Genomic DNA, 22,508 nt, shown 5'->3' on the forward strand with positions numbered 1-22,508 from the left:
CGCGCCTTGCGATGGTGGGGGACATGGACGTCATCGTGGTGGGAGCGGGTTCGGCCGGTTCGGTGGTCGCCAGGAGACTGGCCGACTCCGGGGCGTGGGTCACCCTGCTCGAAGCGGGCGGGCCGGACACCAATCCGGCCATTCACGACCCTTCGCGGGCCGGAGAGCTGTGGCACGGCCCGGAGGATTGGGACTACTACACCGTGCCGCAGCCGCACGCGGCGAACCGGCGGCTGCATCTGCCTCGCGGCAAGGTGCTCGGCGGGTCGCATTCGCTCAACGCGATGATCTGGGTGCGCGGCGCCCCGGCCGACTACGACGGCTGGGACCTGCCCGGCTGGCGCTGGGACGACGTGCGCCCGGTGTTCGAACGGATCGAGAAGGATCTGCTCGACGTCGTGCCGAACGAGCCGCTGCACCCGATCCAGCAGTCCATTGTGGACGCCGCGGTGCAGATCGGGCTGCCGTTCAACCCGGACTACAACGGCGCCGAGCTCGACGGAGTCTCCGTGCAGCGGGTCACCACCCGCGACGGCAAACGCCTCAACACGTGGCTCGCCTACGGCCTGCCCGTCGCCGGGCGGATGACCGTCCACACGGGAGCGCTCGTCCACCGGTTGCTCTTCGAGGGCGACAAGGTGACCGGCGTGCTGGCCGAGGTCGACGGCGAGCTGCGCAAGGTCTTCGCCGACGAGGTCGTGCTCGCCGCGGGCGCGCTGGCGTCACCGGCGATCCTGCTGCGCAGCGGCGTCGGCCCGGTCGGCGAACTGGAGGTGCACGGCATCGACGTCGTCGCCGAGTTGCCGGGCGTCGGGAAGAACCTCCACGACCACCTGCTCTCGCCGGTCATCTTCGCGACCGATCGCCGCCAGGTCGATCCACCCGAGCCCGGCCGTTCGGTCACGCAGACCCATCTGTTCTGGCGCAGCCGCCCCGGCCTGGCCGTGCCCGACACCCAGCCGATCCACTTCAGCGTGCCGATGTACGAATCGTGGATGACCGGTCCGGAAACCGGGTTCTCGCTGATGGCGGGCATGGTCACGCCGCGAAGCCGGGGCAGTCTGCGGCTTTCGGGACCGGACCCGGACGACATGCCACTGATCGATCTCGCCGCGCTGGAGGATCCGGCCGACTTCGAGAGCCTGGTCGCCTCGGTCGAGCAGTGCCGGGAGATCGGCCGCGCGCCCGCGCTGGCCGACGAGTGGGGTGCCCGTGAGCTGTATCCGGGGCCGGAGGCCGATGTCCGCGAGTACGTCCGCCGCACCGCGATCACCTACCACCACCAGGTCGGGACCTGCCGGATGGGCACCGACGCGGAGTCCGTGGTCGGCCCGGAACTCGCCGTGCACGGGATCAGCGGGCTCCGGATCGCCGACGCGTCGGTGCTGCCGCGGGTGACCACGGGCAACACCAACGCGCCGGCGGTGCTGGTCGGCGAGCAGGCCGCCCGGTTCATGCTCGGCCGATAGTGCGGCGCAGCCAGGAGGTCCGGGCGGCGAGCGTGGCCCGGGTCACCTCGCTGTCCGGGGCGATCCGGTCGAAGCCGTGGTACGCGCCCGCCCAGACGTGCAGTTCGGTGGGCACGCCCGCTTGCCAGAGCCGCCGCGCGTAGTCGACGTCCTCGTCACGGAAGATCTCGGCCGCGCCGACCTCGATGAAGGCGGGCGGAAGGCCGGCGAGGTCTTCCGCGGTCGCGGGGACCGCATACGGCGACGTCTGTCCGTTCAGGAGCGATCGCCAGCCGAACTCGTTGGCCTCGCGTCCCCACACACCGTGTTCCGCGAATTCCACTGTGGACGCCGAGTCGTTGCGGCTGTCGATCATCGGGCACAGCAGGAGCTGACCGGCCAGCGCCGGCCCGCCGCGATCCCTGGCCAGCAGGGCGATCCCCGCGCTGAGCCCGCCTCCCGCGCTGCCGCCGCCGACGATCAGCCTGCCGGGATCGAAGCCGAGTTCGGCCGCGTGCTCGGCCATCCACGTCAGGCCCGCGTAGCAGTCTTCGATCGGCGCGGGATGCGGGTGCTCCGGCGCGAGCCGGTAGTCGACGGTCACCGCGACGAAGCCGAACTCCTCGACCAGCGCGACCATCCGGGGCAGGTCGGCGAACCGGTCGTCCAGCACCATGCCGCCGCCGTGGATGTTGTAGAACCCCGGCGCGTCCTCGGCCTCCCTGGGCTTGACGACCGTGACGACGACGGCGGTACCGGGGATTTCATGGTCCTCCCAGACGAGATCCCGGTCGCCGATCGCCTCGGCGCAGGTCAGGTTGCCCTCGGCCATCGCCCGCCGGATCTCCGCCAGCGATTCGGCGCCCAGCGGCGGTCCGGGCGGCAGACCTTCGAGGGCCGCGGCGAGTTCGGGGTCGAAGGCCGTCACGGTCCCTCCGGATCGACGACGCCCCGGTCGGCCCAGTACGGCTCGACAAGTTCGCGAAGATGCTCCGCGCCCACGCGCTCGACGAGGTCGACGGCGCCCAGGTTGTCCTTGAGCTGCTCGGTGCTCGTCGCGCCGAACAGCGTGGTCGTGTTGGCCGGATGGGTGAGGGTGAACGCGAGACACAGCTGCGCCGGTGTCGCGTCCAGCTCGGCCGCGATCTTCGCCAGCACCGGGGCGGAGGCGGCGATCCGCTCGCGGATGGCCCCGGGGTCGCGGCCCACCTGGCGCGCGCCGCTGTTCTTGCCCAGCAGGACACCACCCTCGAAGATGTCCGACGACTGGAGGGTGACCCCGAGTTCGCCGAAGACCTTCCCGAACGGCTCACCGTCCGGAATGGACCGTCGTGCGACGCTGTACTTCAACTGTGCGATGGCGGGGCCGGGCACGTTCTCGGCCGCGGCGAAATCGTGCAGCGCCCGGATCGTGGTGGCGGACCAGTTGTTGACGCCCCACTGCCGGATGAGCCCGGCCTCGCGGAGCTCGTTCAGGTCCAGGACGAGCCGGTGCAGGTCGGTGTCGTCGCGCCGGAGATCGCCCAGCACCACGAGATCGGCGTGCTCGACCCCCGCGCGGAACAGCGCGTTGTCCAGCTGGTCGCGGAGGTTGTGCTCGGGATAGCCCTCCAGCCAGAGCTTGGCCGAAAGCAAGTAGTCCTCGCGGCGGAGACCCGCGGCGCGGACCATCGCCGAGAACAGCACGTCGGTGAAGACCGGTGCGGCGCCGGGGAAACCGTAGACGCCGACGTCGAAGAGCGTGATGCCGGAATCGACCGCCGTGCGGACGAGGTCCACCGCCTCGCGGAAGTCCATCCGGTCGTAGGTGTGCCAGGAGCCGAGCGAGAGCACACCGGTGAGCGGGCCGTCGCGGCCGATGCGGCGCTGGGGGATGACGGTCACGGATTCTCCTAGGGGAGGCGGGGATCGATGACGGCTTTGAGTTCGCCGAGCCGCGACATCGACTCGACGCGTTGGGACGCTTGGGAAAGGCCGACCGGTTCGCTGAACAGCCCGTCCCAGGGCAGCCGATCGGCGAAGGTGCGGAAGAAGTCCACCGAGCGGTGGTAGTCGGAGATGTCGCCGTTGAGCGAACCGACGATCGTGAGTTCCTTGCCCATCACCGTGCCCAGTGCCACGGGGGAGGGCGCGGGACCGGTGGATCCGACGATCGCGACCGTTCCCCGCTGGGCGGCGAAGGCGACGGCTTCCTCACCGATGGTCGGCCCGCCCGCGAAGTCGAAGACGTGGTCGGCGCCCCGGCCATCGGTGAGTTCCTTGACCTGTTCGATGCGGTCGTCGACGGTGCCGTCGACCGGGATCGTCGCCGTCGCCCCGAAACGCTCGGCGGTCTTCAGCCGGTCGGCGGGCCCGCCGATGGTGATCACGGCGCCCGCGCCGGAGATCCGCGCGACCGCGGTGGCGAACACGCCCAACGCGCCCGCGCCCTGCACCACGACCGTCGCACCGGGACGGATCCCGCCGGATCGGGAGACGGCACGTAACACGGTTTTGCCCGCACAGCCCGACATCGAGGCCCAGGTGTCCTTGACGTCGTCGGGGAGCAGGAGTTTGGCCGCGCCGGGAGTCACGTAGCAGTACCGCACGAGTCCGCCGGTGGCGTACGGGAAGACGTCGGAGCGCTGCAGGAACCCGTATCCGCGCTTCTCGCAGGCGACCGGTTCACGCAGGATCGCGCAGCCGTAACACTTTCCGCAGGTCGACTCGGACCAGCCGATGCGGTCGCCCTCGGTGATCTCGCGGCCGAGCGTGTCGGTGGTGTCCGGTCCGACGGCCACCACTTCGCCGACCATTTCATGCCCCAGCACCATCGGGAGCATGCCGGGGAAGGTCATCCGGCCGGACCAGAGGTGCACGTCGGTGCCGCACAACGTGGTGCAGGTGATCCGGACCAGCGCGGCGCCCGGTTCCGGCTCTTCGGGCAGCGGCAGTTCCCGCAAGGTGAGCGCGGAGCCGTGTTCGGAGAGCACCGCCGCTTCGGTTCTGTTGACCATCTTTTTAGTCTACAGTCGTAGGAGAAAAAGTCCAGATCCTGGAGGAAACCATGCCGTCGCAACGTATTCGCCCCGCTTCGCTCGTGGTTCGCGGCGGTCCTGTGCTCACTTTCGACCCGGCGGGCACCGTCGTCCGGGCGATGGCCGTGCGCGACGATCGGATCGTCGCCCTCGGTGACGTCGCGCTGGACCACATCGGTCCGGAGACCGAGGTGATCGACCTCGCGGGGAGAACCGTTCTGCCCGGTATCAACGATTCTCACCTGCACGCGACCTGGCTCGGCGCACGCTGGCCGGACACGCTCATCGGGGGCGCCGGATTCACCGGGGGAGAAGAGAAAACCGTGCGGACGGCGGCCGAACGGCGGGCCGCCATCCTGCGTGCGGGTGACCTGTGCGCGTCATTGGGCATCACGAGCTACACCGAACCCGGTCTGGGGCCCGGCGAGACGGGTTGCTTCGGCGCGGAAGTGCTGGAGGAGTATGCGGCGCTGGCCGAGGAAGGTCTGCTGCGTGCGAGGGTGACGGCGCTGCGGCTGTTCGGCCTTCTCGACGGCGCCAGCTCGCTGGCGGATTTCGAGCGAGGGCTGGCGGCCCCGTCGCCGTCCGCGGATCCGTTGTGGCTCACCGTGCCCGGCGTCAAGATCTTCGCCGACGGTATTCCGCCGATGCGCTCCGCGTGGACACGGCACTGTTATGCCGACGGTTCGCATGGCGTGCTCCTCGTCGACGGTGACGACGATCCGGGGCGCGCGGGCAATCTGGCCGCGATGATCAGGCTCGCCCATGACGCGGGGATGACGGTCGCCGTGCACGCCACGGGGGATCGCAGTATCGAAGCCGCGCTCGGGTCGCTTCGCCGCGGCGATCACCTGGTGCACGGGGATCTGGTGACGCCGGATCAGCTGGCGCGGATGGCCTCGGCGGGTGTCGGCCTGACCACGCAGCCCGCGATCGCGGTGGCGATGCGGGGAATGCTGTCGGACGCGCTCGGTCCCGAGGCCGGCGCTCGTGCGTGGCCGCTCGCGGAGATGCTGGCGTCGGGTGTCCCGCTGACCCTGAGCAGCGACGCGCCGGTGGTGACGCCCGATTGGCGGGTGCATATCGCGGCGGCCGCCCGGATGCTCGGGGCGTCCGAAGTGGACACTGACCTGATGGCCCGGCTGCTGCGCTGCTACACGGTCGCGGCCGCCGAGCAGGACGGCGCGGCGGACCGGAAGGGATCGCTGACCGTCGGCCGTGTCGCGGACTTCTGCGTGCTGGCGGCGAATCCGCTCGGGCTCGCGTTCGCGGACCTGCCGGACGTCGGTGTGGAGCTCACCGTGTCCGGCGGCCGCGTCGTGTACTCAGGTGAGCAGTTGCCCGCCGTCGACCTGGAGGCTCACCCCGGTGAGATGGCAGGCGTCGGCGGAGGCGAGGAACAGGACTGAGGGCACCACATCGGCGACGGAAGCGATGGTTCCCAAGGGAATCCTCGCTTCCCACGCCGCGCGGGCGGCGGTGTCGAAAGCGAAACCGGCGGTCATCGGGGTGAGCACCGGGCCGGGGGCGACGGCGTTGACTCGGATGCCGTGCGGCGCCAGCTCGAGCGCGGCCGAGCGGGTGAGCGCCTCGACGGCGGCCTTGGTGGCCTCGTAGTGACCGAGCCCCGGGGTCGGCTGGCGGGCGCCGATGGAGGTGATGTTCACGATGGCGCCGCGGGTGCCCGCCTCGACCATATGCGCGCCGACCGCGCGGGTCATCAGGAAGGTGCCGCGGAAGTTCACCCGCATGCACAGATCGAAGACCCCGATGTCCAGTCCCACCAAAGGTCCGCCGCCGCCGGCGAGACCGGCGTTGTTGACCAGGACCTCGACCGGGCCGAAGCGATCGGTGACGAGCGCCAATGCCGCGTCGACCGAGCCGGGGTCGGAGATGTCGAGTTCGACGTGCTCCGCGCCGAGTCCGGTGGCGAGGTCGTGCGCCGCCCGGATGTCGACGTCGGCGATGACCACACGGTCGCCCGCGGACTGGAAGGCTTCGGCGACACCGCGGCCGATGCCACTGGCACCGCCGGTCACCACTACGAGTCTCTTGTTCATTCTACGATCGTAGACTAAAACTTGTTTCCGTTGCCGTCGAAAGGAAAACTCGTGGATGAGAAGCAGGACGGGCTGGGCTTCGCCACTTCGGTGCTGAGCCTGGGATCCTGGAACACGTGGGACCGCATGGATTTCGGCGACGCGGTGCGCCTGGTCCGGCACGCCGTCGACTCGGGGATCACGCTGTTCGACGTGGCCCACTACGACATGGGTCCGCACGCCGAACAATCGCGCACGGATCTTCTCTTCGGCGAGGCCGTCCGCGCCGCCGGGATCCAACGTGACGAGTACCAGCTGTGCGGAAAACTCTGGCTCTGGGACTACCCGAACACCGGTTTCGCCGAGCAGCTCGGCACCTCGTTCGACCGCGTCGGCGTCGACCGCGCGGAAGCCGTGGTGGTCGGCGACTACTTCGAGCGGCCGGACATCCCTCGTATCGTCACCGAGGTGGCCGAACAGATCCGCCTCGGCCGTTTCGACGTCTGGGGCGTGAACAACTGGCGTGCCCCGGACCTCGACCTCGCGCTGGAATTCGCCGCGCGCGAAGGACTTCCGGCTCCTCGGTTCGCCCAGCTGAAGTACAGCGTCGCACGCCGTTCGATGGCCGAAGGTTCCTTCTACGGCAGGCATTTCGAGGCGGGGCGGCTGACCTTGCAGGCGTCGGACGTGTTCGAGGGTGGTGTGTTGCTCGGCAAGACCCCTTCGCGGAAGATCGGCGCGGATCCGGGCGGCATCCGGGACTCCATCCGTGACGCCGCTTCGCGCGTCGCCGCCGTGGCCGGGGACTTCGGGGTGAGTTCTTCGCAGCTGGCTCTCGCGTTCTGTCTGGCGTACGAGCCGGTGGCGAACGTGCTGTTCGGGGTGAGCCGTCTCGCGCAGCTGGAGGACAATCTGGGCGCTGTCGCTCTGGCGGCTTCTCGGGGTGCGGAGGTGCGGGCGGCTCTTGCGGAGCTGTGGCTGGACCGGGGCGTGGCCGCGGACGGAACCTTCTGATCTTGGGCTCGTGAGTGGTAAGGACGGTTAGAACCGTCCTTACCACTCACGAGGCCTACTGGAGGAAATCGAGGACGGCCGCCTTGAACTCAGCGCTCCGCAAAGCCCCGCCGTGATCCCCGGGAACCCGCACGAGATCAGCGCCGGGCACCAGCTCCACCAACGTCTCGATGCCCTGGCTCACCGGATCCTCGACCCCCGCCACGAACCGCGTAGGAACCGAAACGGCCCCGGCAACCGGCGCGAAAGGTTCGGTGCGGAGATCCTCGATGCACCGGGCGAGCGCGGCGGGATTCCGCCCCGGCGCGGTGATCATCCGCGCGATCATCCCGGTCAGCGGATCCGACGGAGCCTTCCCGCCGCCGGCGAAGGCCAGCGCCGCCGCCACATCGACGGCGCCGAACGGTTCGAACGGGCTCACCCCCGCGAGGACGAGCCGCCGGACCGGTGCGCGCGCGGGCAGGTCCCAAGCCAGCCGGGCGCCCAGCGAATACCCGACAACGTCCACTTCGGACAGATCACGGACCAGCCGGGTCAGTTCCCCGGTGATCGCGGCGGCACCGAGCGAACCCGAGGGGGCCGGGCTGGAGCCGTGCGCGGGAAGGTCCGGTATCAACACCTCCCGCCCCGCGGCGGTGAGCGCGGACGGCCAGCCGGTGGTGATCCAGTCGGTGTGCCCGTCGGAGGCGAAGCCATGCACCAACAGCACAGGCGGGCCTGAGACGGTTTCGGGAGCGAACCGGCGCACGGCCAGGGAAGTAGTGGCGGACAACGGGATCCTTTCTCAGCTGCCGGAGGGGCGGCGGGTGCGCAGGCGCTGCATTTCGCTCAGCGTCCGCGCGCGGGCGTCGACGGCGATCCGCAGCGACGATCCGATGAGGTTCAGCAGGAAGACGCACACCATGATCGTCACGCCGGGAGCGATCACCAGCCAGGGCGCCTGGACCAGGTACGACCGGCCTTCGGCGATCATGTTGCCCCAGGTCGGGGTCGGGGGAGCGATACCGAGACCGAGGAAGCTCATCGCCCCGTCCACCAGCATCGCCGCCGCGGACAGAATCACCACCTGCACCAGCGCGAGCGGCAGCACGTTCGGGAACACGTGCACGACGAGGATCTTCCACCGGCTCATCCCCGAGACGCGGGCGGCGCCGATGTAGGCGCGGCCGGCGATGCCGAGCACGCGGCTGCGGATGACGCGGGCGGTGAAGGGGGTGAAGATCACCGTCAGCGCGATGAGCTCGGTCCAGATGCTCGCGCCGAGCGAGATCGCCAGCGCCATCGCGAGGATGATCGCCGGGAACGACATCCAGGCGTCCATCACCCGCATCAGCACCGCGTCGGCCGCGCGGAAGAAGCCGCTGATCAGCCCGATCACCAGTCCGGTGAAGGCGGCGCACAGGGTGATCAGGGCGGAAAGCCCGAGCGACGCACGGCCGCCGGACACGAGCCGGGCGAGCACGTCCCGGCCGAACGAATCGGTGCCGAGCGGATGCGCGGCCGATGGCGGCAGCAGCCGGTTGACCGGGTCGGTCGCGCTGACGCTCGGCAGGAAGAACGGCAGCACGATCACGGCCAGGACGATCACCGCCAGTATCGCCGTCGTGATCACCAGCATCCGGTTGCGCCGGAACACCCGGGCCGCCCGGCCGGACGAGGGCTTCTCGCGCACCGGCGACGTCTTTTCCACGAGAGCCACGCTCACGAGACACGCACCTTCGGGTCGAGCAGCGCGTACGACAGGTCCACCAGCAGGTTGACCAGCACGAACAGCACCGCGACGAACAGTGTCACACCCTGGATCAGCGGGAAGTCGCGGGTGGACACCGCGCCCATCAGCAGATGGCCGAGCCCCGGCACGACGAAGATGGACTCGATGATCACGATCCCGCCGACCAGCATGGCGAAGTTGCTGCCCAGCTGGGTGATCAGCGGCATCAGCGCGTTCGGCAGGACGTGCTTGGTCATGACCTGCCGCTCCGACAGCCCCTTGACCCGCGCGGTGCGCAGGTATGCCAGCGGCAGCTCACCGAGCAGGCTTTCCCGCAGGGTGAGCACGAACAACGCGGTCTGCCCGATGACCAGCACGGTCAGCGGGAGCACCAGCGCGGGTACCGCCGTCGCCGGATCGGTGAACAGGTTCTCGTAGCCGCTGGAGGGGAACCAGCGCAGCGTCACCGAGAACACCAGCACGAGCATCAGGGAGATCCAGAAGTCCGGCATCGCCATGCCGAGCGCAGAGAGCCGGTCCAGCGCCCGTGCCACCGGATTGCGCGGCGACACCGCCTGCCATGAGGTGATCGCGACCGAGAGGAAGAAGCTGATCACCGTCGAGAGCACGGCGAGGGTCAGCGTCGGCAGGATGTGGTCGGCGACCACGCCGAGCACCGGCGCGTGATAGGTGATCGACGTACCGAAGTCGCCTCGCAGCACGTTTCCGGCCCAGCTGAAGTACTGCTCCCAGAGCGTCCCGTTCAGCCCCATGCTCTCCCGCAGGGCGTCCACATCGGACGGTCGCGCGGTCGGGCCGAGGATCGCCTGCGCCGGGTCGCCGGGGATCAGGCGGATGACGAAGAACATCATCGTCCCGACGATCACCAAGATGATCACCAGGTCGCGCAGCCTCCGCAGCAGCAGACCGGTCATGACGCCAGCCAGGTGTTCCAGAAGACGCGGTAGAAGTCGCCGTAGCCCTTGAGCTTGGGGGAGTAGGCCGCATACAGCTTGGACTGGCTCAGCGTGATCACCGAAAGCTGCTTCCAGGTGAACGCCTGGAGCTTGTCCACCACCGCCTTCGCCTGCTCAGGCGTCGTCGAGGCGTTGAACTCGGCCATGAGGCCGTCCAGCTCGGGCGAGGTCGAACCGTTCAGCGTGCCCAGGGTGAGCGCGGGCATCTGCGCGGGCGAGGTGAGCGCCGAGTCGAAGAACAGCGTGGTGATGTCCCAGCCGCCCGGTTCCTTGGTCAGTGTGCCGAGCATGGTCGCGAAGTCGAAGGTGTCGATCTTGGTGTTGATGCCGATCTTCGAGAGGCTGTCCTGGATCAGCACGGCCCACTTGCCGAACTCCGGGTACGAGTTCGTGGTGACGATGCGGATCGTCGCCCCGGCGGTGATCCCGGCCGCGGCCAGCAGTTGCTTGGCCTTCTCCGGGTCGTGCGCCTTGTAGACCTCTTCGCCCGCGGTGGAATAGAACTGCTTGTTGTCGGGCGAGGCGAAGGCGCCGGTTTCGAGGGTGAGGTCCTTGCTGCCGCCGGTTGCCGCGTTGATGGCGGGCTTGTCCAGCAGCAGGTTCAGCGCTTCGCGGGCACGGGGGTCGGCGAATTTCGAGCCGGTGTTGAAGTTCGGGATCACCACGTTGTCGTTGCCGCCGGGCAGGTTGTGCACGACCACGGCCGGGTTGTTTCGCAGCGGCTCGTACTGGTCGTTCGTGGGCATGATGTGGTCCCACTGGCCGGTCTGGAGGCCGTTGATCAGCGCGTCCTGGTCGGAGACCACCTTGTAGGTCACGGTGTCGAGGTAGGCGTGCTTGGCGCCCGCCTGCCCGCCCCAGTCCTCTTCGGACCTTGACTTGTAGCCGGTGTAGCGCTCAAGCACCAGTTCGCGGCCGATGTCCCAGCTCTTCAGCTTGTACGGCCCGGTCCCGATCGCCTTCTCCTGGCCGAAACCGGTCGGCGCGACACCGGCGAGGTTCCTCGCCTCGTAGATCTCCGTGCCCGCGCCGGCGAGTTCGTTGATGAGCGGGTAGCGCGGCTTCTTGAGCTTGATGGTCACCGTCGCCGGGTCGGTCGGCGTGATCGCCTCGATGTCCGGCGTGACCAGCTGACCGGTGCGGTGCACCTGCTGCCACCGCTTCAGGCTCGCCACGACGTCCTCGGACGTGAGCGGATTGCCGTCGTGGAAGGTGACGCCCTGGCGCAGCTTGAAGGTGTAGGTGAGCCTGTCCGGACTGGTGGTGTAGTCCTCGACCAGCATGGGCCGGGCGGTGAAACCGCGGTCCACCTCGAACAGCTTTTCGTACATCATGTTGCCGATATGCGCGGTGACCTGGCCGGGGTTCGCGACCATGTCGAGGGACTGCGGGTCGGTCGGCACGGCGACGTTCAGGTTGCCGCCGGGCTTCGGCGGACCGTCGGCGGCGCCACCGGCTGCCTGCCCTCCCATGCACGAGCCGATCAGCAGGACGGTCGCCAAGCCGAGGGCGGCCGAGGTCAGGGTTCGTCTCATGGGTTCCGCACTCCGATTTCGGGATTCGCCGCGAGCAGACGGCGGGTGTAGTCGTGCCGGGCGCGGAGCCGGATCTCGTCCGGTCCGCCGATCTCGATCAGTTCGCCCCGGTACATGACGCCGACCCGGTCGGCGACCGACAGCACCAGGCTGAGGTTGTGCGTGATGAACAGGAAGCTGAGCGCGCGGGTGCGCCGCAGGTCGAGCAGCAGGTTCATCACCTGGCCCTGCACCGAGACGTCGAGCGCGGAGGTCGGCTCGTCGGCGACGATGAGGTCGGGTTCGGCCGCGATCGCGCGGGCGATCGAGACGCGCTGCCGCTGTCCGCCGGACAGTTGCGAGGGCAGCTTCTTCGCGGTGTCGGAGGGAAGTCCGACCTCGTCGATCAGTTCGGTGACACGGCGGTCGAGTTCCGCGCCGCGGAGTCCGGTGAGCTCCCGCAACGGCTCGGCGATGATCCTGGCGGCGGTGTGCCGGGGATCGAGCGAGCTCTGCGGGTCCTGGAAGATGAGTTGCGCACGGCGGCGGAACGCGCGCTCGTCGCCATCGAGCCCGGACGGCGTGCACCGGTGCTCGCCGAAGGAGATGGTGCCCTCGGTGGGGGTTTCCAGTGCGCTCACCAGACGGCCGAGCGTGGTCTTGCCCGAACCGGATTCCCCGACCAGGCCGAAGAACTCACCCGGCGCGATCTCCAGTGAGACGTCCTTGACCGCGTGCACCTCGGGCTCGCGGCTCAGCGAGAACCGGCCGCGTCGTCCGTACACTTTGGACACGGAGTCGATGACGAGCGCGGTGCCCTCGCTCGTCTCCCGGGTTTCTGGGCGGCTCAAGGACCTGGTCTCGGTCGCGACCGCGGATTCGCCGTTCATCGCGGCTTCGAGCAGTGCTTCGGAGATGGTGGGGAATCCGTCGCGTCTGCTCACCCCGAGCCGCGGGACGCAGTCGAGCAACGCCTTGGTGTAGGGGTGCTTCGGCGAGTGCAGGATGTCCTCTGTGGACCCGAGCTCGACCAGTTCGCCGCGGTACATGACCGCGATCCGGTCCGCCACCTGCGCGGCCACGCCCATGTCGTGCGTGATGAAGACGCACGCGGTGCCGTGGTCGCGGCGGACGCGGTCGAACAGGGTGAGGATCTCCGCCTGTGTGGTCACGTCCAGTGCCGTGGTCGGCTCGTCGGCGATCAGCAGGCCCGGATCGGCCATCAGGGCGAGCGCGATCATCACGCGCTGCTGCATCCCGCCCGACATCTGGTGCGGGTACAGGGAAAGCACGCGATCGGTGTCGGTGAGGCCGACTTCGGTCAACAGGCCTCGGGCCTTCGCTTCGGCCTCGCGGTGCAACGGCGTTCCCTTGCGCGCGGCTTGCCGTGGCAGGGAACCGGGCTTCCGGTACGCCTCGATCAGCTGCTTGCCGACCCGTTGACCCGGGTTGAGCGAATCCAGCGCCTCCTGGAAGATCATGCCGATCCGCGGGCCGCGGTACGCGCGCATCTCGTCGGCGGAAAGCCGCGTGAGATCGACGCCGTCGACAGTGATCTCGCCGCGGGTGAACACCGGCGCGACGAATTCCAGCAACCGGATGATCGACAAGGCCGTCACCGTTTTACCGCTGCCGGATTCGCCGACCACGCAGAGTGTCCGGCCTTGGTCGAGGTCGAACGAGAGTTCGCGGACCAGTTCGCGTTCGGTTTCGTCGGCGATCACACCGACGGTGAGTTCTCGTAATTCGAGCAGGGTCATGAATCCCCTTTCCCGAGCCCGCCCGGAGCGGACCGCACTGCCGGGGAACGGACCTCCGGCGGGGGTGGTTCTACGCATGTTGACACTGGGGGAGTGCGCTGTCAATGGGTATATTCTACGAATGTAGGAAGTTGATATCCGACGGGTTTTCCCTGGCAGTAGGCGAAAACTAGCACTGGATTCTTTTGTCTACACATGTAGACTCTCGGCGGAAACGAGCTAAGGAGGGCGCCCGTGAGCGGGTCGACCAAGACTGCCGGTCCCGAGCGGATCGTGGACATCGCCGTGGGGTACATGGCGGCCAAGCAACTCTTCGCGGCGAGCCGGACCGGCCTGTTCACCGCGCTCGCCGCCGGGCCGCTGACGGCCGCGGAACTGGCGGAGAAGACCGGCAAACCGGAGAAGATCACCCGCATCCTCGGTGACGCCATGTCATCACTCGGCCTTCTGTCCCGTGTGGACGGTCGCTACGCGCTGGCCGCCGATGCCGCGGAGTACCTGGGCGGCGGGGACCTCGATCTGGCGCCGTTCCTGACGTTCCTCGACTCGATCAGCTACCCGCATTGGCTGCAGTTCGGCCACACGGCCGACAGCGGCGAGCCGGGCAAGCTGGAGATGGACGACGCGCGCTGGGGCACGTTCATGGCAGGCGTCATGACGTATAACGCCCTGCACGCCAGGATGCTGGCCCGCGCGTACGATTTCGGCCCGCACCGGAAGGCGCTGGACCTCGGTGGCCTGTCGAGCGCGTTCGCCGTCGAAGCCATGAAGGCCAACGAAGAACTGCGCACCACCTTCGTCTTCGACCCGGCCTTCGCCGAGTCGGTCGCCACCGCGGCCGCCGAGGCGGGGCTCGCGGATCGTGCGACGGTCATCGGCGCGGAAACGCCCACCGCGCGCCCCGACGGCGAGTTCGACCTGGTGATGGTCAACCACGTCGTCCACCGTTTCGACGCGATGCAGAACGCGGAGATCCTGCGCAACGCCCGCGCTGCGGCCGCGCCGGGGGCGACGTTGCTGCTGCTCGACTTCTTCCTCGACGACGACGCCGTCCAGCGGCCGATCGACGCGCTGCACGCGGGGGAGTACCTGGTGATCGACGGGACGGTCGTCTATCCGGAGGCCGAAGTCCGTGGCTGGCTGGAGGCGGCGGGCTGGCGGGTCACCGACCGGCTCGCGCTGCCGGGCAGCCCGCGCGTCCTCGTCGCGGAAGCGGTGTGACCGTGACCCTCGATCCCGCGGTCAAGGAACTGCTGGCCCGCAGCGCTCCGGCGGAAGCGCCGGCCGGGCCCCTGACGGCTCCCGAGTTGCGCGCCGCCTTCGCCGCTTCGTGGCGACGTCCCGATTCGGTGGAAGAGGTCGCCTCGGTGACCGACCACGTCCTGCCTTCCGGCGTGCGGGTGCGGATCTATCTGCCCGAAGCCGCGGCGCCGGTGCCCGCGTTCGTCTGGATCCACGGCGGTGGCTGGACGATCGGCTCGATCGACGAGAACGAGGTCGCGTCGCGGGCGGTGTGCAACGCGGCCGGGGTCGCCGTCGTCGCGGTCGACTACCGGCTCGCACCCGAGCACCCGTACCCGGCGGCCCCGGACGACTGCTACGCGGTCGTCGAATGGCTCGCCGCGGGCGGCGCCGGTCCCTCGGTGGACGGGACGCGGATCGCGATCGGCGGGGAAAGCGCGGGCGGCAACCTGTCGACGGTGGTGTCGATGATGTCCCGTGACCGTGGCGGCCCGCCGTTGGCCGCGCAGGTGCTGATCTGCCCGGTCTACGCTCATCCGGACGACGGCTTCCGGTCCTATGTGGACTTCGCCGAGGGCTTCGGCATGACCGCCGGGGCGATGCGGTTCTTCTTCGAGCAGTACGTGCCGGATCCGGCGCACCTGAACGATCCGTACCTCCTGCCGCTGCGCTCCGACGATCTGACCCGGCTCCCGCCGGCGCTGGTGCTCACGGCCGAGTACGACGTGCTGCGCGACGAAGGGGAGGAGTTCGCGCGACGCCTGGCCGATGCCGGGACCCAGGTGGAGCTGACGCGGTATTCGGGCCAGATCCACGGGTTCTACGGTCTCTATACGGATCTTCCCGCTTCGCCGCGCTCGCACCGGCACGTGGCGAGCTTCCTGACCCGGACCCTCGACGATCGTAGGTAGGTCCCGACCGCGTTGGGCCTCGTGAGTGGTAAGGACGGTTAGAACCGTCCTTACCACTCACGAGCGTCAGGGGCGGGTGAGGCGCTCGAAGAACGACTCCAGGTGCTGCCGCTGCAATGCGATCGTCGAGAACTCCCCGGCGACCAGGCTCATCACGTTCGCCCCGGCGTTGATCAGCACGACCTCGTCGACCAGCTGCTCGTCGGGCGTCTCGGTGACGATGTCGCCGTCTTCGCGGCCCTCGGTGATGTACCGGTGCAGCAGGCCCCGCCACGAGCGGATGTGCTCGAGGTACTTGTCCTGCAGTTTCGGGTTGGTCAGCGACAGCTGCCAGAAGGTGAGCAGGACACGCCCCGCGGCGATGCGGTCCTCGTCGATGGGCATCGACGAGACGCACAGCTCGCGGAGCGCGGTCAGCCCACGTAGTTCGTCCAGCTCCACGTACTCGCGCATCATGCCGAGCGCACGTTCGTAGGTGGCCTGGATGATGTCTTCCTTGCTCGGGAAGTACAGCTTGAGCGCGCCGTTGGCGAAGCCGGCGGCCGCCGCGATCTCGCGCATGGTGGCGGCCTCGATCCCGCCCTGGGTGATCAAGTCCCAGGTGACGTCGACGATATGGCTGCGCCGCTCGTCGTGGTCGATGATCTTCGGCATCGGCAGACCTCCCGCACTGGTTCTTCTACCAGTGTAGGAGATCAGGCCCGCTGATACACGCGGTGCCCGGCGAACCACGTTTGCGTCACCTTTGTCTTGACGAGCGCGGACGGATCGGTTCGGAACGGATCGCGGTCCAGCACGACGAAATCCGCCGACTTCCCGGGGGCCAGCGAACCGGTGACGTCGCCCAGCCCCATCGCGCGCGCGGCGGCCAGGGTGAAGACCTCGATCGCCTCGGCGAGGGTGATCGCCTGCTCGGGCCACAGCGCGCCGGGGAACGTGCCGGTCGGATCCTGGCGCGTGACCAGGCCGTGGATGCCCTCCCACGCGTTCGGCGACTCGCTGACCGGCCAGTCCGAACCGCCCGCCACCAGTGCGCCCTCGTCCAGCAGCGACCGGTTCGGCTGCATCCGGCCTGCCCGGTCGCCGGGCAGCACCTCGGCGATGGCCGCCGGGATGACGCCGGGTACCCACAGGAACGGCGAGATGTCCGCGGCGACACCCAGCGCGGCGAAGCGCGGGAGATCGTCGGGGTGCACGAACTGGCCGTGCGCGACCTGGAAACGCGCGTCGGCGAAGCCTTCGGCGCGCACCTTCTCGACGGCGTCGAGCGTCGCGCGCACCGACGCGTCCCCGGTGCAGTGCACCTTGGCCGACAGCCCCGCCGCGGCCGCCGTGCGCAGCCAGCCCACGAGTTCGTCACCCGGCATGGTGGTGGCGCCGTGGTGGCAGGCCCCGTGCGCGGCGTCCGGCAGGTACGGCTCCAGGAAGGCGGCGGTCCGCGTCGGCGGGACCCCGTCGAGGAAGATCTTCACGAAGTCCGGCCGGTGATGCTCGCTCCGGTACTGCCCGGCGACCTCCAGCAACGGTGCCCCGATCGGGTCGAAACCGAAGATGGGGTCGTTGATCAGCAGCGACGAAACCACCCAGGCGTGCAGTTCGCCCGCGTCGTCGAGCGCCTTGAGCGCGCCCAGGATGTCCGCGGAGACACCTGCGTCCTGGAACGCCGTGACGCCGTACGAGTGCAGCGTGCCGATGCCGTGCCGCGACGCCGCCACGTGCTGCTCCGCGGTGAGCGTCCGTGTCTCGCTGAGCGCCCGCTCGACGGCGACGCCCGCCGCTTCGAGCAGGACGCCGACCGGCTCCCCGGTCGAGGGGGCGCGGACGATCTCCCCACCGGCCGGATCGGGCGTCGAAGCGGTGACGCCGGCCAGTTCCAAGGCCCGGCTGCTCACCCAGCGGTTGTGCCTGCTGTCGTCGGACAGCATGACCGGACGCCCGCCGGCAGCCTCGTCGAGCGCGTGCCGGGCCGAGACCCGCGAAAGGGTGCCGACCAGCGTGGACGCCCAAGCACCGCCGACCACCCATTCGTCCGGCCCGAGCCCGGCGGCACGCTCGCGGACCGCGGCGAGGATGTCGTCCAGGTCCGCGTCGAGTCCGAAGTTCAGCTCGAACAGCGCCGCGCGCCCGGCCAGGGCGTGATGGTTGTGCACATCGACCAGGCCGGGCATCACGAACGCGCCGCCGAGGTCGACGACCTCGGTGCTCGGCCCGCGTTCGATGTCCTCCAGCGACAGGACCTTGCCGTCCTTGACGGCCAGTGAGGACGCCCACGGACGATGACCGTCCACTGTGTACACCGTGGCGTTGGTGAGGACGATGTCGGCGGTCAAGGCTCAGCTCCCGGCCGGGTCGTACGCCTCGGGGTGCACGGTGGTGCTCAGCAGCCTGCCGTGCGCGCCGAAGGTGAAGTGGGTGGGAGTGCTGCCGGTGGCGTCCAGTCCGAAAAGGACACCGTGCGAACGCAGCCGCTTCGCGTCACGATGGTCGGCGACGGTCACCGAAGCGCACGGGATCACCTTCTCCCGCCAGGCGAAGACGTAGATCCCCGGCCGCAGTTCGTAGACCGAGTTCTCGTCGGTGTCGGCGAGCCCACGCTCCGGCCCGGCCAGGCACTGCCAGGTGTACCAGTGCGGGCTGAGGTAGACGTGCTCGTACGCGTGCTCCGTGCTGTACACCCACAGCACCCGGCGCCCGACCAGCGACGTGGTCGGCGCGACCGGTTCCCCGGTCGGCTCGATACCGCCGATCGTGGCCGCCACGAAGGACTGCGTGACCCGCGGCGAGGTGTCGCCGATCTTGCTGAGCACCAGGAGCGCGCGGCCGCGACGCACATCGAGCAGCAAGGTGAACGCTTCCTCTTGCCGGGCCTGCGGGTGGAACTGGACGTAGTACAGGTCGTCGTCGACCAGGAACGTCTCGCAGCGGTCGGTGCCCGAGCCGCGGTAGGTCCACTCGATCCGGGTGCCGGAGAAGGCGGCGGTGAACGTCGTGCCGTCTTCGCAGGCGAGTTCGAAGGTCCGGCCGTGCAGGTCGCCGACCGTTGGCGCCTTGTTCGCGTCGAAGCCGGGGGCGAGTCCGTCCAGCGGCAGCCAGGTGGAGGTGTCGGAGAGGGTCAGTTCGGGCATCGGGGAAGTCCTAGTGTCTGTGGTGAACCCGCGTCCGCGATCGGCGTCGGCAGGGCGTGGTCTGGTATTCATGTCAAGTTGGTGGTTCAGGCGCCCTGCCACCGCGATAGCGGGGCCTTCGGCCGGGCGGTTCACGCCTTGGTCGCTTTCGGGCTACATCTTCAGCTCCGCCAACAGGCCCCTAGTGCTCGTGGGCGGAACAGTGGTCGTCAGCGGCGCCGGAGGGCAGATCGAGGGCCGGGTTTCGGTCGAAGAACCCATAGGGGCGCAAAGAAAAGCCGGAGTAGTCGACCGGCATGACCGGCCAGTCCTCCGGACGCGGGATGTGGGTCGGGCCGAACACGTGCCACAGCACGAGATCGGTGTCGGTGAGGTCGCGGTCGGCGGCCGTCCAGTCGGGCAGCCCCGCGCCGCCCGGATGCGCGTTCGGGCGGTCGCCCGCCGGGAAACGCTCATCGGCGCGGTACGGCGTCGCCCACAGGTGACGGGTGGCGAACGTCGCCCGCTGGTGGACGGTCGATTCCGGCTGCGCCATCAGGGTCGCGGACGGCCGTGGCACGAGCTGGTACGCCGTGGGGGAGCCGAGGCGGTTGGTCCGCTCCGCGCTGCGGATCTCCCAGACCCGCGCTTTGGCCGGATCCGCGAACCGCCGCGCCTCCTGCTCGGTGCGCAGCGGGGTTTCCTTCCAGGTGAACGCGTTCCCGTACGGGTTCCGTTCGCCCATGGGGACCCGTTCGACGTCGACCTCGACGAGCGAATTGCGTTCGCCGTCGATCGCCACGTCGAGCCGCGCGCAGAACAGGTGCTGGTGTACCGGCGCGAACAGGCCGGGGGCGATCTCGTTGGCGTGCGGGTGATCCGTGCCCGGACTTGCGGCGCCGGCGAACACGATGCCGGTGGCCTTCGCCTCCAGTTCCACCGTGCCGTCGAGGTAGAGGTACCAGAAGAAGCCGTAGTCGTAATTGCCGATGGTGGAGATCGACGAGATCACCAGCCGCCGCGACCGGCGGACCTCGGCGCGGCCGTCGAGATCCGTGTGCTTCCAGAGGATCCCGTAGTCCTCCTCGTGCATGCAGATCGCGCGCGGGATCTCGACCGGGTGGCCGTGGTCGTCGGCGACGAACGCGGGGAAGTAGTGGATGACGCCGAGACAGTCGCAGCCCAGCCGCAGGTCGTTGGCGTTCTTGCCGAGCAGGTATTCGCCCGCGTCGAAGTAGCTGATCCAGAACCGGCCGGGCGCGGTGTCGCCGTAGGGCACCACCATCTCCGGTACCGACGCGCGGTGCAGCACCGACCGGTCCTGGAAGCTCATCCGGTGCAGCGTCAAGCCTTCGCGGGCGTTGAAGCCGACGCGGAGCTCCCAGCCCTCCCAGGTGACCTCGTTGCCGTCGACGGTGAAGCTCGGCCCCTCCGGCTGGGTGATCTCGATCGGCTTGAGTGTGGTGCGAGCCGGGACGTCGCCGTAGCGGCCGTGCTCCGGCGGCACGGGGATGTCCCCCTCGTCCTCCACCCGGATGACCCGTTGCCCGGTCAGGTCGATGTGGACGATCAGGCCCTCGACCGGATGCGCCCACGGGCTGTCGGACGCGTCGTCGCGCAGGAACGTCAGCGAACGGATGACCCGGCCGGTCTCGTCCGGCCTGCCGAAGAACCCGGGCGCCAGCGGGGCGCAGAAGGCGTGCTCGATCCGGTCGCCGAGCCCGCGCCGCTCCATGGCGGCCTGCCATTCCGGCGACGCCTTGGTGATCGACGCGGCGAGGTCGTACTCCTCGAACAGGTACGCGGGCTGGCCCGGGCCACAGTCCTCGGTGGAGACAACTTCGCGTTTCGCCAGCGAGACGACCACGTCGCGGGCCTCGCCGGTCGCGGTGTCCAGCAGCGTGTACCGGACTCGGCGGTCGGGGGAGGCGTCGCCCTTCTCCGGCTCCACCGGCAGCACGGCCGGGAACCGGGTGGTGGCGGTGAGCAGGCCTTCGGCGGTCAGGATCGCTCGGCCTGCGGTGAGTTCGTCGGCGGTCAGCGGGTCGAGTGGATGCGGCCTGGTCATGCTTCGCAGTCTTGCCGCTCCCGCCGCGGCTGAAAAGGCCGTCATGCGGCTGCCGACAAGAAGGGTGCACTGACGGCCAAGCTCCGTGAAAGGTCCGGACCGGAGGATGACGTCATGGGACTGGATCTCGCGGGCAAGGCCGTGCTGGTGACCGGCGCGGCATCCGGTATCGGCCTTGCCTGCGTCCAGGCGTTCCTCGCCGAGGGCGCGCGGGTCGGCGCCCTCGACCGGGCACCCGTGCCCACCCTGGCCGACGGACTCCTTGCGGTGCGGGCCGACGTGACCGACGAGCCGTCGGTGGCCGCGGCGATCGACACCGTGGTGAGCCGCTTCGGCGGTCTCGACGTCGTGGTCGGCTGTGCCGGGATCTCCGGCCCGGTGGGGACGCCGGTCACCGAAACCGCCGCGGCGGATTTCGCCACGCTCATGGCGGTCAACGTCACCGGCCAGTTCCTGCTGGTCAAACACGCCGCGCCCTGGCTCACCGCGTCGGGTGGCTCGGTGGTGCTGCTGGCCAGCGACTCGGCGTTCACCAGCGCGCCCGGCATGGTTCCGTACTGCGCTTCGAAGGGCGCCGTGGTCGCGATGACCAGGGCGCTGGCGGTGGATCTCCCCGGTGTCCGGGTGAACTGCGTCTGCCCGTCGGTGGTCGACACCCCGATGGCACGCGGCGATCTCGGCGAAGTGCTCGACGATCCCGCGTTCCCGGTGCAGGCTCCGGAGGAGGTCGCCTGGCAGGTGCTCCACCTCGCGTCCGCGCGCTCGCGGGCGGTCAACGGCCAGGCCGTGCTCGCCGACTTCGGCGTCTCGGCCCGCTCCGGTTTTCCCGCTTAGAAAGGACTCCGCAAGTGAAGAAGGTTGTCGCGATCACGGGTGGCGGTACCGGAATCGGCGCCGCCGTCGCCCGCCGGTACGCCGATGAAGGCGCCCAGGTGGTGGTGCTCGGACGGCGGCTCGAGCCGTTGGAGAAGGTGGCCGCGGAAACCGGCGCGCACGTCGTCTCGTGCGACGCCAGCGATCGCGAAGCCGCCGAGAACGCCGTGGCGGAGATCGCCGGCAAGTTCGGCAGGCTGGACGTCGTGGTGGCCAACGCCGGCGGGCACGGGTTGTCCTCGGTGGTCGACACCGGTGACGAGGAATGGGAACTGGCGCTGCGCTCGAATCTGTCGAGTGCCTTCGTGTTCTGCCGGGCCACGCTGCCTTCGCTGATCGAAACCGGCGGCCAGGTCGTCATCGTGTCGTCGCTGGCCGGACTGTTCGCCGGGCCGAACGTCGCCGGCTACACCGTCGCGAAGCACGCGCTGATCGGGCTGACGCGCTCGATCGCCCGCGACTACGGGCCGAAAGGCGTCCGCGCGAACGCGGTCTGTCCCGGCTGGGTGCGCACGCCGATGGCGGACGGCGAGATGGACCAGTTCGCCGAGGCGGCGGGCTTCGACGGCGGCCACGACGAGGGCTACCGGCGGGTGACCGCCGAGGTCCCGCTGCGCCGTCCCGCCGAACCGGAAGAGATCGCGTCGATCGTGCGGTTCCTGGGATCCTCGGAATCGTCGTACATCACCGGTGCGGTGATCGTGGCGGACGGCGGCGCGCACGCGGTCGATCTGCCGACGCTGGCCTTCGAACGGGCGGGGATGGGCTCTTAGCGCGGTGATGCGAAAGCCACTTTCGCAACCTTCAAGGTTGCGAAAGTGGCTTTCGCG

The 22,508-nt window shown here is 69.4% G+C and carries 20 protein-coding genes; 7 read left to right on the plus strand and 13 right to left on the minus strand.

What is annotated here, in order from left to right; genetic code table 11:
- Nucleotides 1–23 precede the first annotated feature (23 nt).
- Nucleotides 24–1,469: a GMC family oxidoreductase gene (locus tag ACFWIW_RS38480; RefSeq protein WP_378373002.1), complete on the plus strand. Its 1,446-nt coding sequence runs from the start codon at nucleotides 24–26 to the stop codon at nucleotides 1,467–1,469.
- Here ACFWIW_RS38480 and ACFWIW_RS38485 read toward each other — a convergent pair.
- From ACFWIW_RS38485 to ACFWIW_RS38495, 3 genes are read right to left on the minus strand one after another with little or no spacing between them, the layout of a single operon-like run.
- On the minus strand, nucleotides 1,453–2,376 hold the full coding sequence (locus ACFWIW_RS38485) for an alpha/beta hydrolase (protein ID WP_378373003.1): 924 nt from the start codon (nucleotides 2,374–2,376) through the stop codon (nucleotides 1,453–1,455). The two genes, ACFWIW_RS38480 and ACFWIW_RS38485, sit on opposite strands and share 17 nt — an antisense overlap.
- Entirely contained in the window at nucleotides 2,373–3,332 is a 960-nt protein-coding gene (locus ACFWIW_RS38490; RefSeq protein WP_378373004.1) for an aldo/keto reductase, read from the minus strand. Before ACFWIW_RS38490 ends, ACFWIW_RS38485 begins: the two co-directional genes overlap by 4 nt.
- Before the next feature lie 8 nt (nucleotides 3,333–3,340).
- On the minus strand, nucleotides 3,341–4,444 hold the full coding sequence (locus ACFWIW_RS38495) for a zinc-binding dehydrogenase (protein WP_378373005.1): 1,104 nt from the start codon (nucleotides 4,442–4,444) through the stop codon (nucleotides 3,341–3,343).
- Nucleotides 4,445–4,494: 50 nt separating this feature from the next.
- Between ACFWIW_RS38495 and ACFWIW_RS38500 the strand changes: the two genes are divergently transcribed.
- Entirely contained in the window at nucleotides 4,495–5,874 is a 1,380-nt protein-coding gene (locus tag ACFWIW_RS38500) for an amidohydrolase (protein WP_378373006.1), read from the plus strand.
- Here ACFWIW_RS38500 and ACFWIW_RS38505 read toward each other — a convergent pair.
- Nucleotides 5,791–6,507: an SDR family NAD(P)-dependent oxidoreductase gene (locus ACFWIW_RS38505; protein ID WP_378373020.1), complete on the minus strand. Its 717-nt coding sequence runs from the start codon at nucleotides 6,505–6,507 to the stop codon at nucleotides 5,791–5,793. The genes ACFWIW_RS38500 and ACFWIW_RS38505 overlap by 84 nt on opposite strands.
- 69 nt (nucleotides 6,508–6,576) lie before the next feature.
- Between ACFWIW_RS38505 and ACFWIW_RS38510 the strand changes: the two genes are divergently transcribed.
- Nucleotides 6,577–7,518 (plus strand): aldo/keto reductase, encoded by a 942-nt coding sequence (locus ACFWIW_RS38510; protein WP_378373007.1) that lies wholly within the window; start codon nucleotides 6,577–6,579, stop codon nucleotides 7,516–7,518.
- Between the two features lie 55 nt (nucleotides 7,519–7,573).
- Here ACFWIW_RS38510 and ACFWIW_RS38515 read toward each other — a convergent pair whose 3' ends face one another.
- From ACFWIW_RS38515 to ACFWIW_RS38535, 5 genes are all read right to left on the minus strand, one after another.
- A complete protein-coding gene (locus tag ACFWIW_RS38515; protein WP_378373008.1) occupies nucleotides 7,574–8,227 on the minus strand; it encodes an alpha/beta fold hydrolase in 654 nt (217 codons plus the stop codon).
- A 75-nt stretch (nucleotides 8,228–8,302) separates the two neighbouring features.
- Nucleotides 8,303–9,223, minus strand: coding sequence for an ABC transporter permease (locus ACFWIW_RS38520; protein WP_378373009.1), 921 nt, complete (start codon nucleotides 9,221–9,223; stop codon nucleotides 8,303–8,305).
- Nucleotides 9,220–10,164, minus strand: a complete 945-nt coding sequence (locus ACFWIW_RS38525) for an ABC transporter permease (RefSeq protein WP_219152478.1) — start codon at nucleotides 10,162–10,164, stop codon at nucleotides 9,220–9,222. Before ACFWIW_RS38525 ends, ACFWIW_RS38520 begins: the two co-directional genes overlap by 4 nt.
- Nucleotides 10,161–11,741, minus strand: a complete 1,581-nt coding sequence (locus ACFWIW_RS38530; protein WP_378373010.1) for an ABC transporter substrate-binding protein — start codon at nucleotides 11,739–11,741, stop codon at nucleotides 10,161–10,163. The genes ACFWIW_RS38525 and ACFWIW_RS38530 overlap by 4 nt, the downstream gene beginning before the upstream one ends.
- Nucleotides 11,738–13,480 (minus strand): dipeptide ABC transporter ATP-binding protein, encoded by a 1,743-nt coding sequence (locus ACFWIW_RS38535; RefSeq protein ID WP_378373011.1) that lies wholly within the window; start codon nucleotides 13,478–13,480, stop codon nucleotides 11,738–11,740. Before ACFWIW_RS38535 ends, ACFWIW_RS38530 begins: the two co-directional genes overlap by 4 nt.
- Nucleotides 13,481–13,714: 234 nt before the next feature.
- Between ACFWIW_RS38535 and ACFWIW_RS38540 the strand changes: the two genes are divergently transcribed.
- On the plus strand, nucleotides 13,715–14,701 hold the full coding sequence (locus tag ACFWIW_RS38540) for a methyltransferase dimerization domain-containing protein (protein ID WP_378373012.1): 987 nt from the start codon (nucleotides 13,715–13,717) through the stop codon (nucleotides 14,699–14,701).
- The gene (locus tag ACFWIW_RS38545) at nucleotides 14,698–15,633 is read left to right on the plus strand and encodes an alpha/beta hydrolase (protein WP_378373013.1); all 936 of its coding nucleotides are present in this window, start codon (nucleotides 14,698–14,700) and stop codon (nucleotides 15,631–15,633) included. The genes ACFWIW_RS38540 and ACFWIW_RS38545 overlap by 4 nt, the downstream gene beginning before the upstream one ends.
- Nucleotides 15,634–15,699: 66 nt before the next feature.
- Here ACFWIW_RS38545 and ACFWIW_RS38550 read toward each other — a convergent pair whose 3' ends face one another.
- The 4 genes from ACFWIW_RS38550 to ACFWIW_RS38565 all read right to left on the minus strand — a co-directional run bounded on the left by ACFWIW_RS38550 (nucleotide 15,700) and on the right by ACFWIW_RS38565 (nucleotide 20,805).
- A complete protein-coding gene (locus tag ACFWIW_RS38550; RefSeq protein ID WP_378373014.1) occupies nucleotides 15,700–16,287 on the minus strand; it encodes a TetR/AcrR family transcriptional regulator in 588 nt (195 codons plus the stop codon).
- Between the two features lie 41 nt (nucleotides 16,288–16,328).
- Complete coding sequence (locus ACFWIW_RS38555; protein ID WP_378373015.1) at nucleotides 16,329–17,963, minus strand: amidohydrolase; 1,635 nt, start codon at nucleotides 17,961–17,963, stop codon at nucleotides 16,329–16,331.
- Between the two features lie 3 nt (nucleotides 17,964–17,966).
- Nucleotides 17,967–18,758, minus strand: a complete 792-nt coding sequence (locus ACFWIW_RS38560; protein ID WP_378373016.1) for a molybdenum cofactor biosynthesis F family protein — start codon at nucleotides 18,756–18,758, stop codon at nucleotides 17,967–17,969.
- A 181-nt stretch (nucleotides 18,759–18,939) separates the two neighbouring features.
- Complete coding sequence (locus tag ACFWIW_RS38565) at nucleotides 18,940–20,805, minus strand: primary-amine oxidase (protein WP_378373017.1); 1,866 nt, start codon at nucleotides 20,803–20,805, stop codon at nucleotides 18,940–18,942.
- 114 nt (nucleotides 20,806–20,919) lie between these two features.
- Here ACFWIW_RS38565 and ACFWIW_RS38570 point away from each other — a divergent pair, with 114 nt between their 5' ends.
- Both ACFWIW_RS38570 and ACFWIW_RS38575 read left to right on the plus strand, forming a co-directional pair.
- Complete coding sequence (locus ACFWIW_RS38570; protein WP_378373018.1) at nucleotides 20,920–21,639, plus strand: SDR family NAD(P)-dependent oxidoreductase; 720 nt, start codon at nucleotides 20,920–20,922, stop codon at nucleotides 21,637–21,639.
- Nucleotides 21,640–21,653: 14 nt separating this feature from the next.
- Nucleotides 21,654–22,451 (plus strand): SDR family NAD(P)-dependent oxidoreductase, encoded by a 798-nt coding sequence (locus tag ACFWIW_RS38575; RefSeq protein WP_378373019.1) that lies wholly within the window; start codon nucleotides 21,654–21,656, stop codon nucleotides 22,449–22,451.
- Nucleotides 22,452–22,508 lie beyond the last annotated feature (57 nt).

It is taken from the genome of Amycolatopsis sp. NPDC058340, assembly GCF_042723975.1.
Classification (GTDB): Bacteria; Actinomycetota; Actinomycetes; order Mycobacteriales; family Pseudonocardiaceae; genus Amycolatopsis.

Excerpts from the sequence above, each read along its gene's own strand:
- ACFWIW_RS38570 (WP_378373018.1), top strand. The coding sequence starts at position 20,920 with ATGGGACTGGATCTCGCGGGCAAGGCCGTGCTGGTGACCGGCGCGGCA.
- ACFWIW_RS38500 (WP_378373006.1), top strand. The coding sequence starts at position 4,495 with ATGCCGTCGCAACGTATTCGCCCCGCTTCGCTCGTGGTTCGCGGCGGT.
- ACFWIW_RS38535 (WP_378373011.1), bottom strand. The coding sequence starts at position 13,480 with ATGACCCTGCTCGAATTACGAGAACTCACCGTCGGTGTGATCGCCGAC.
- ACFWIW_RS38495 (WP_378373005.1), bottom strand. The coding sequence starts at position 4,444 with ATGGTCAACAGAACCGAAGCGGCGGTGCTCTCCGAACACGGCTCCGCG.
- ACFWIW_RS38565 (WP_378373017.1), bottom strand. The coding sequence starts at position 20,805 with ATGACCAGGCCGCATCCACTCGACCCGCTGACCGCCGACGAACTCACC.
- ACFWIW_RS38550 (WP_378373014.1), bottom strand. The coding sequence starts at position 16,287 with ATGCCGAAGATCATCGACCACGACGAGCGGCGCAGCCATATCGTCGAC.
- ACFWIW_RS38480 (WP_378373002.1), top strand. The coding sequence starts at position 24 with ATGGACGTCATCGTGGTGGGAGCGGGTTCGGCCGGTTCGGTGGTCGCC.
- ACFWIW_RS38525 (WP_219152478.1), bottom strand. The coding sequence starts at position 10,164 with ATGACCGGTCTGCTGCTGCGGAGGCTGCGCGACCTGGTGATCATCTTG.
- ACFWIW_RS38530 (WP_378373010.1), bottom strand. The coding sequence starts at position 11,741 with ATGAGACGAACCCTGACCTCGGCCGCCCTCGGCTTGGCGACCGTCCTG.
- ACFWIW_RS38560 (WP_378373016.1), bottom strand. The coding sequence starts at position 18,758 with ATGCCCGAACTGACCCTCTCCGACACCTCCACCTGGCTGCCGCTGGAC.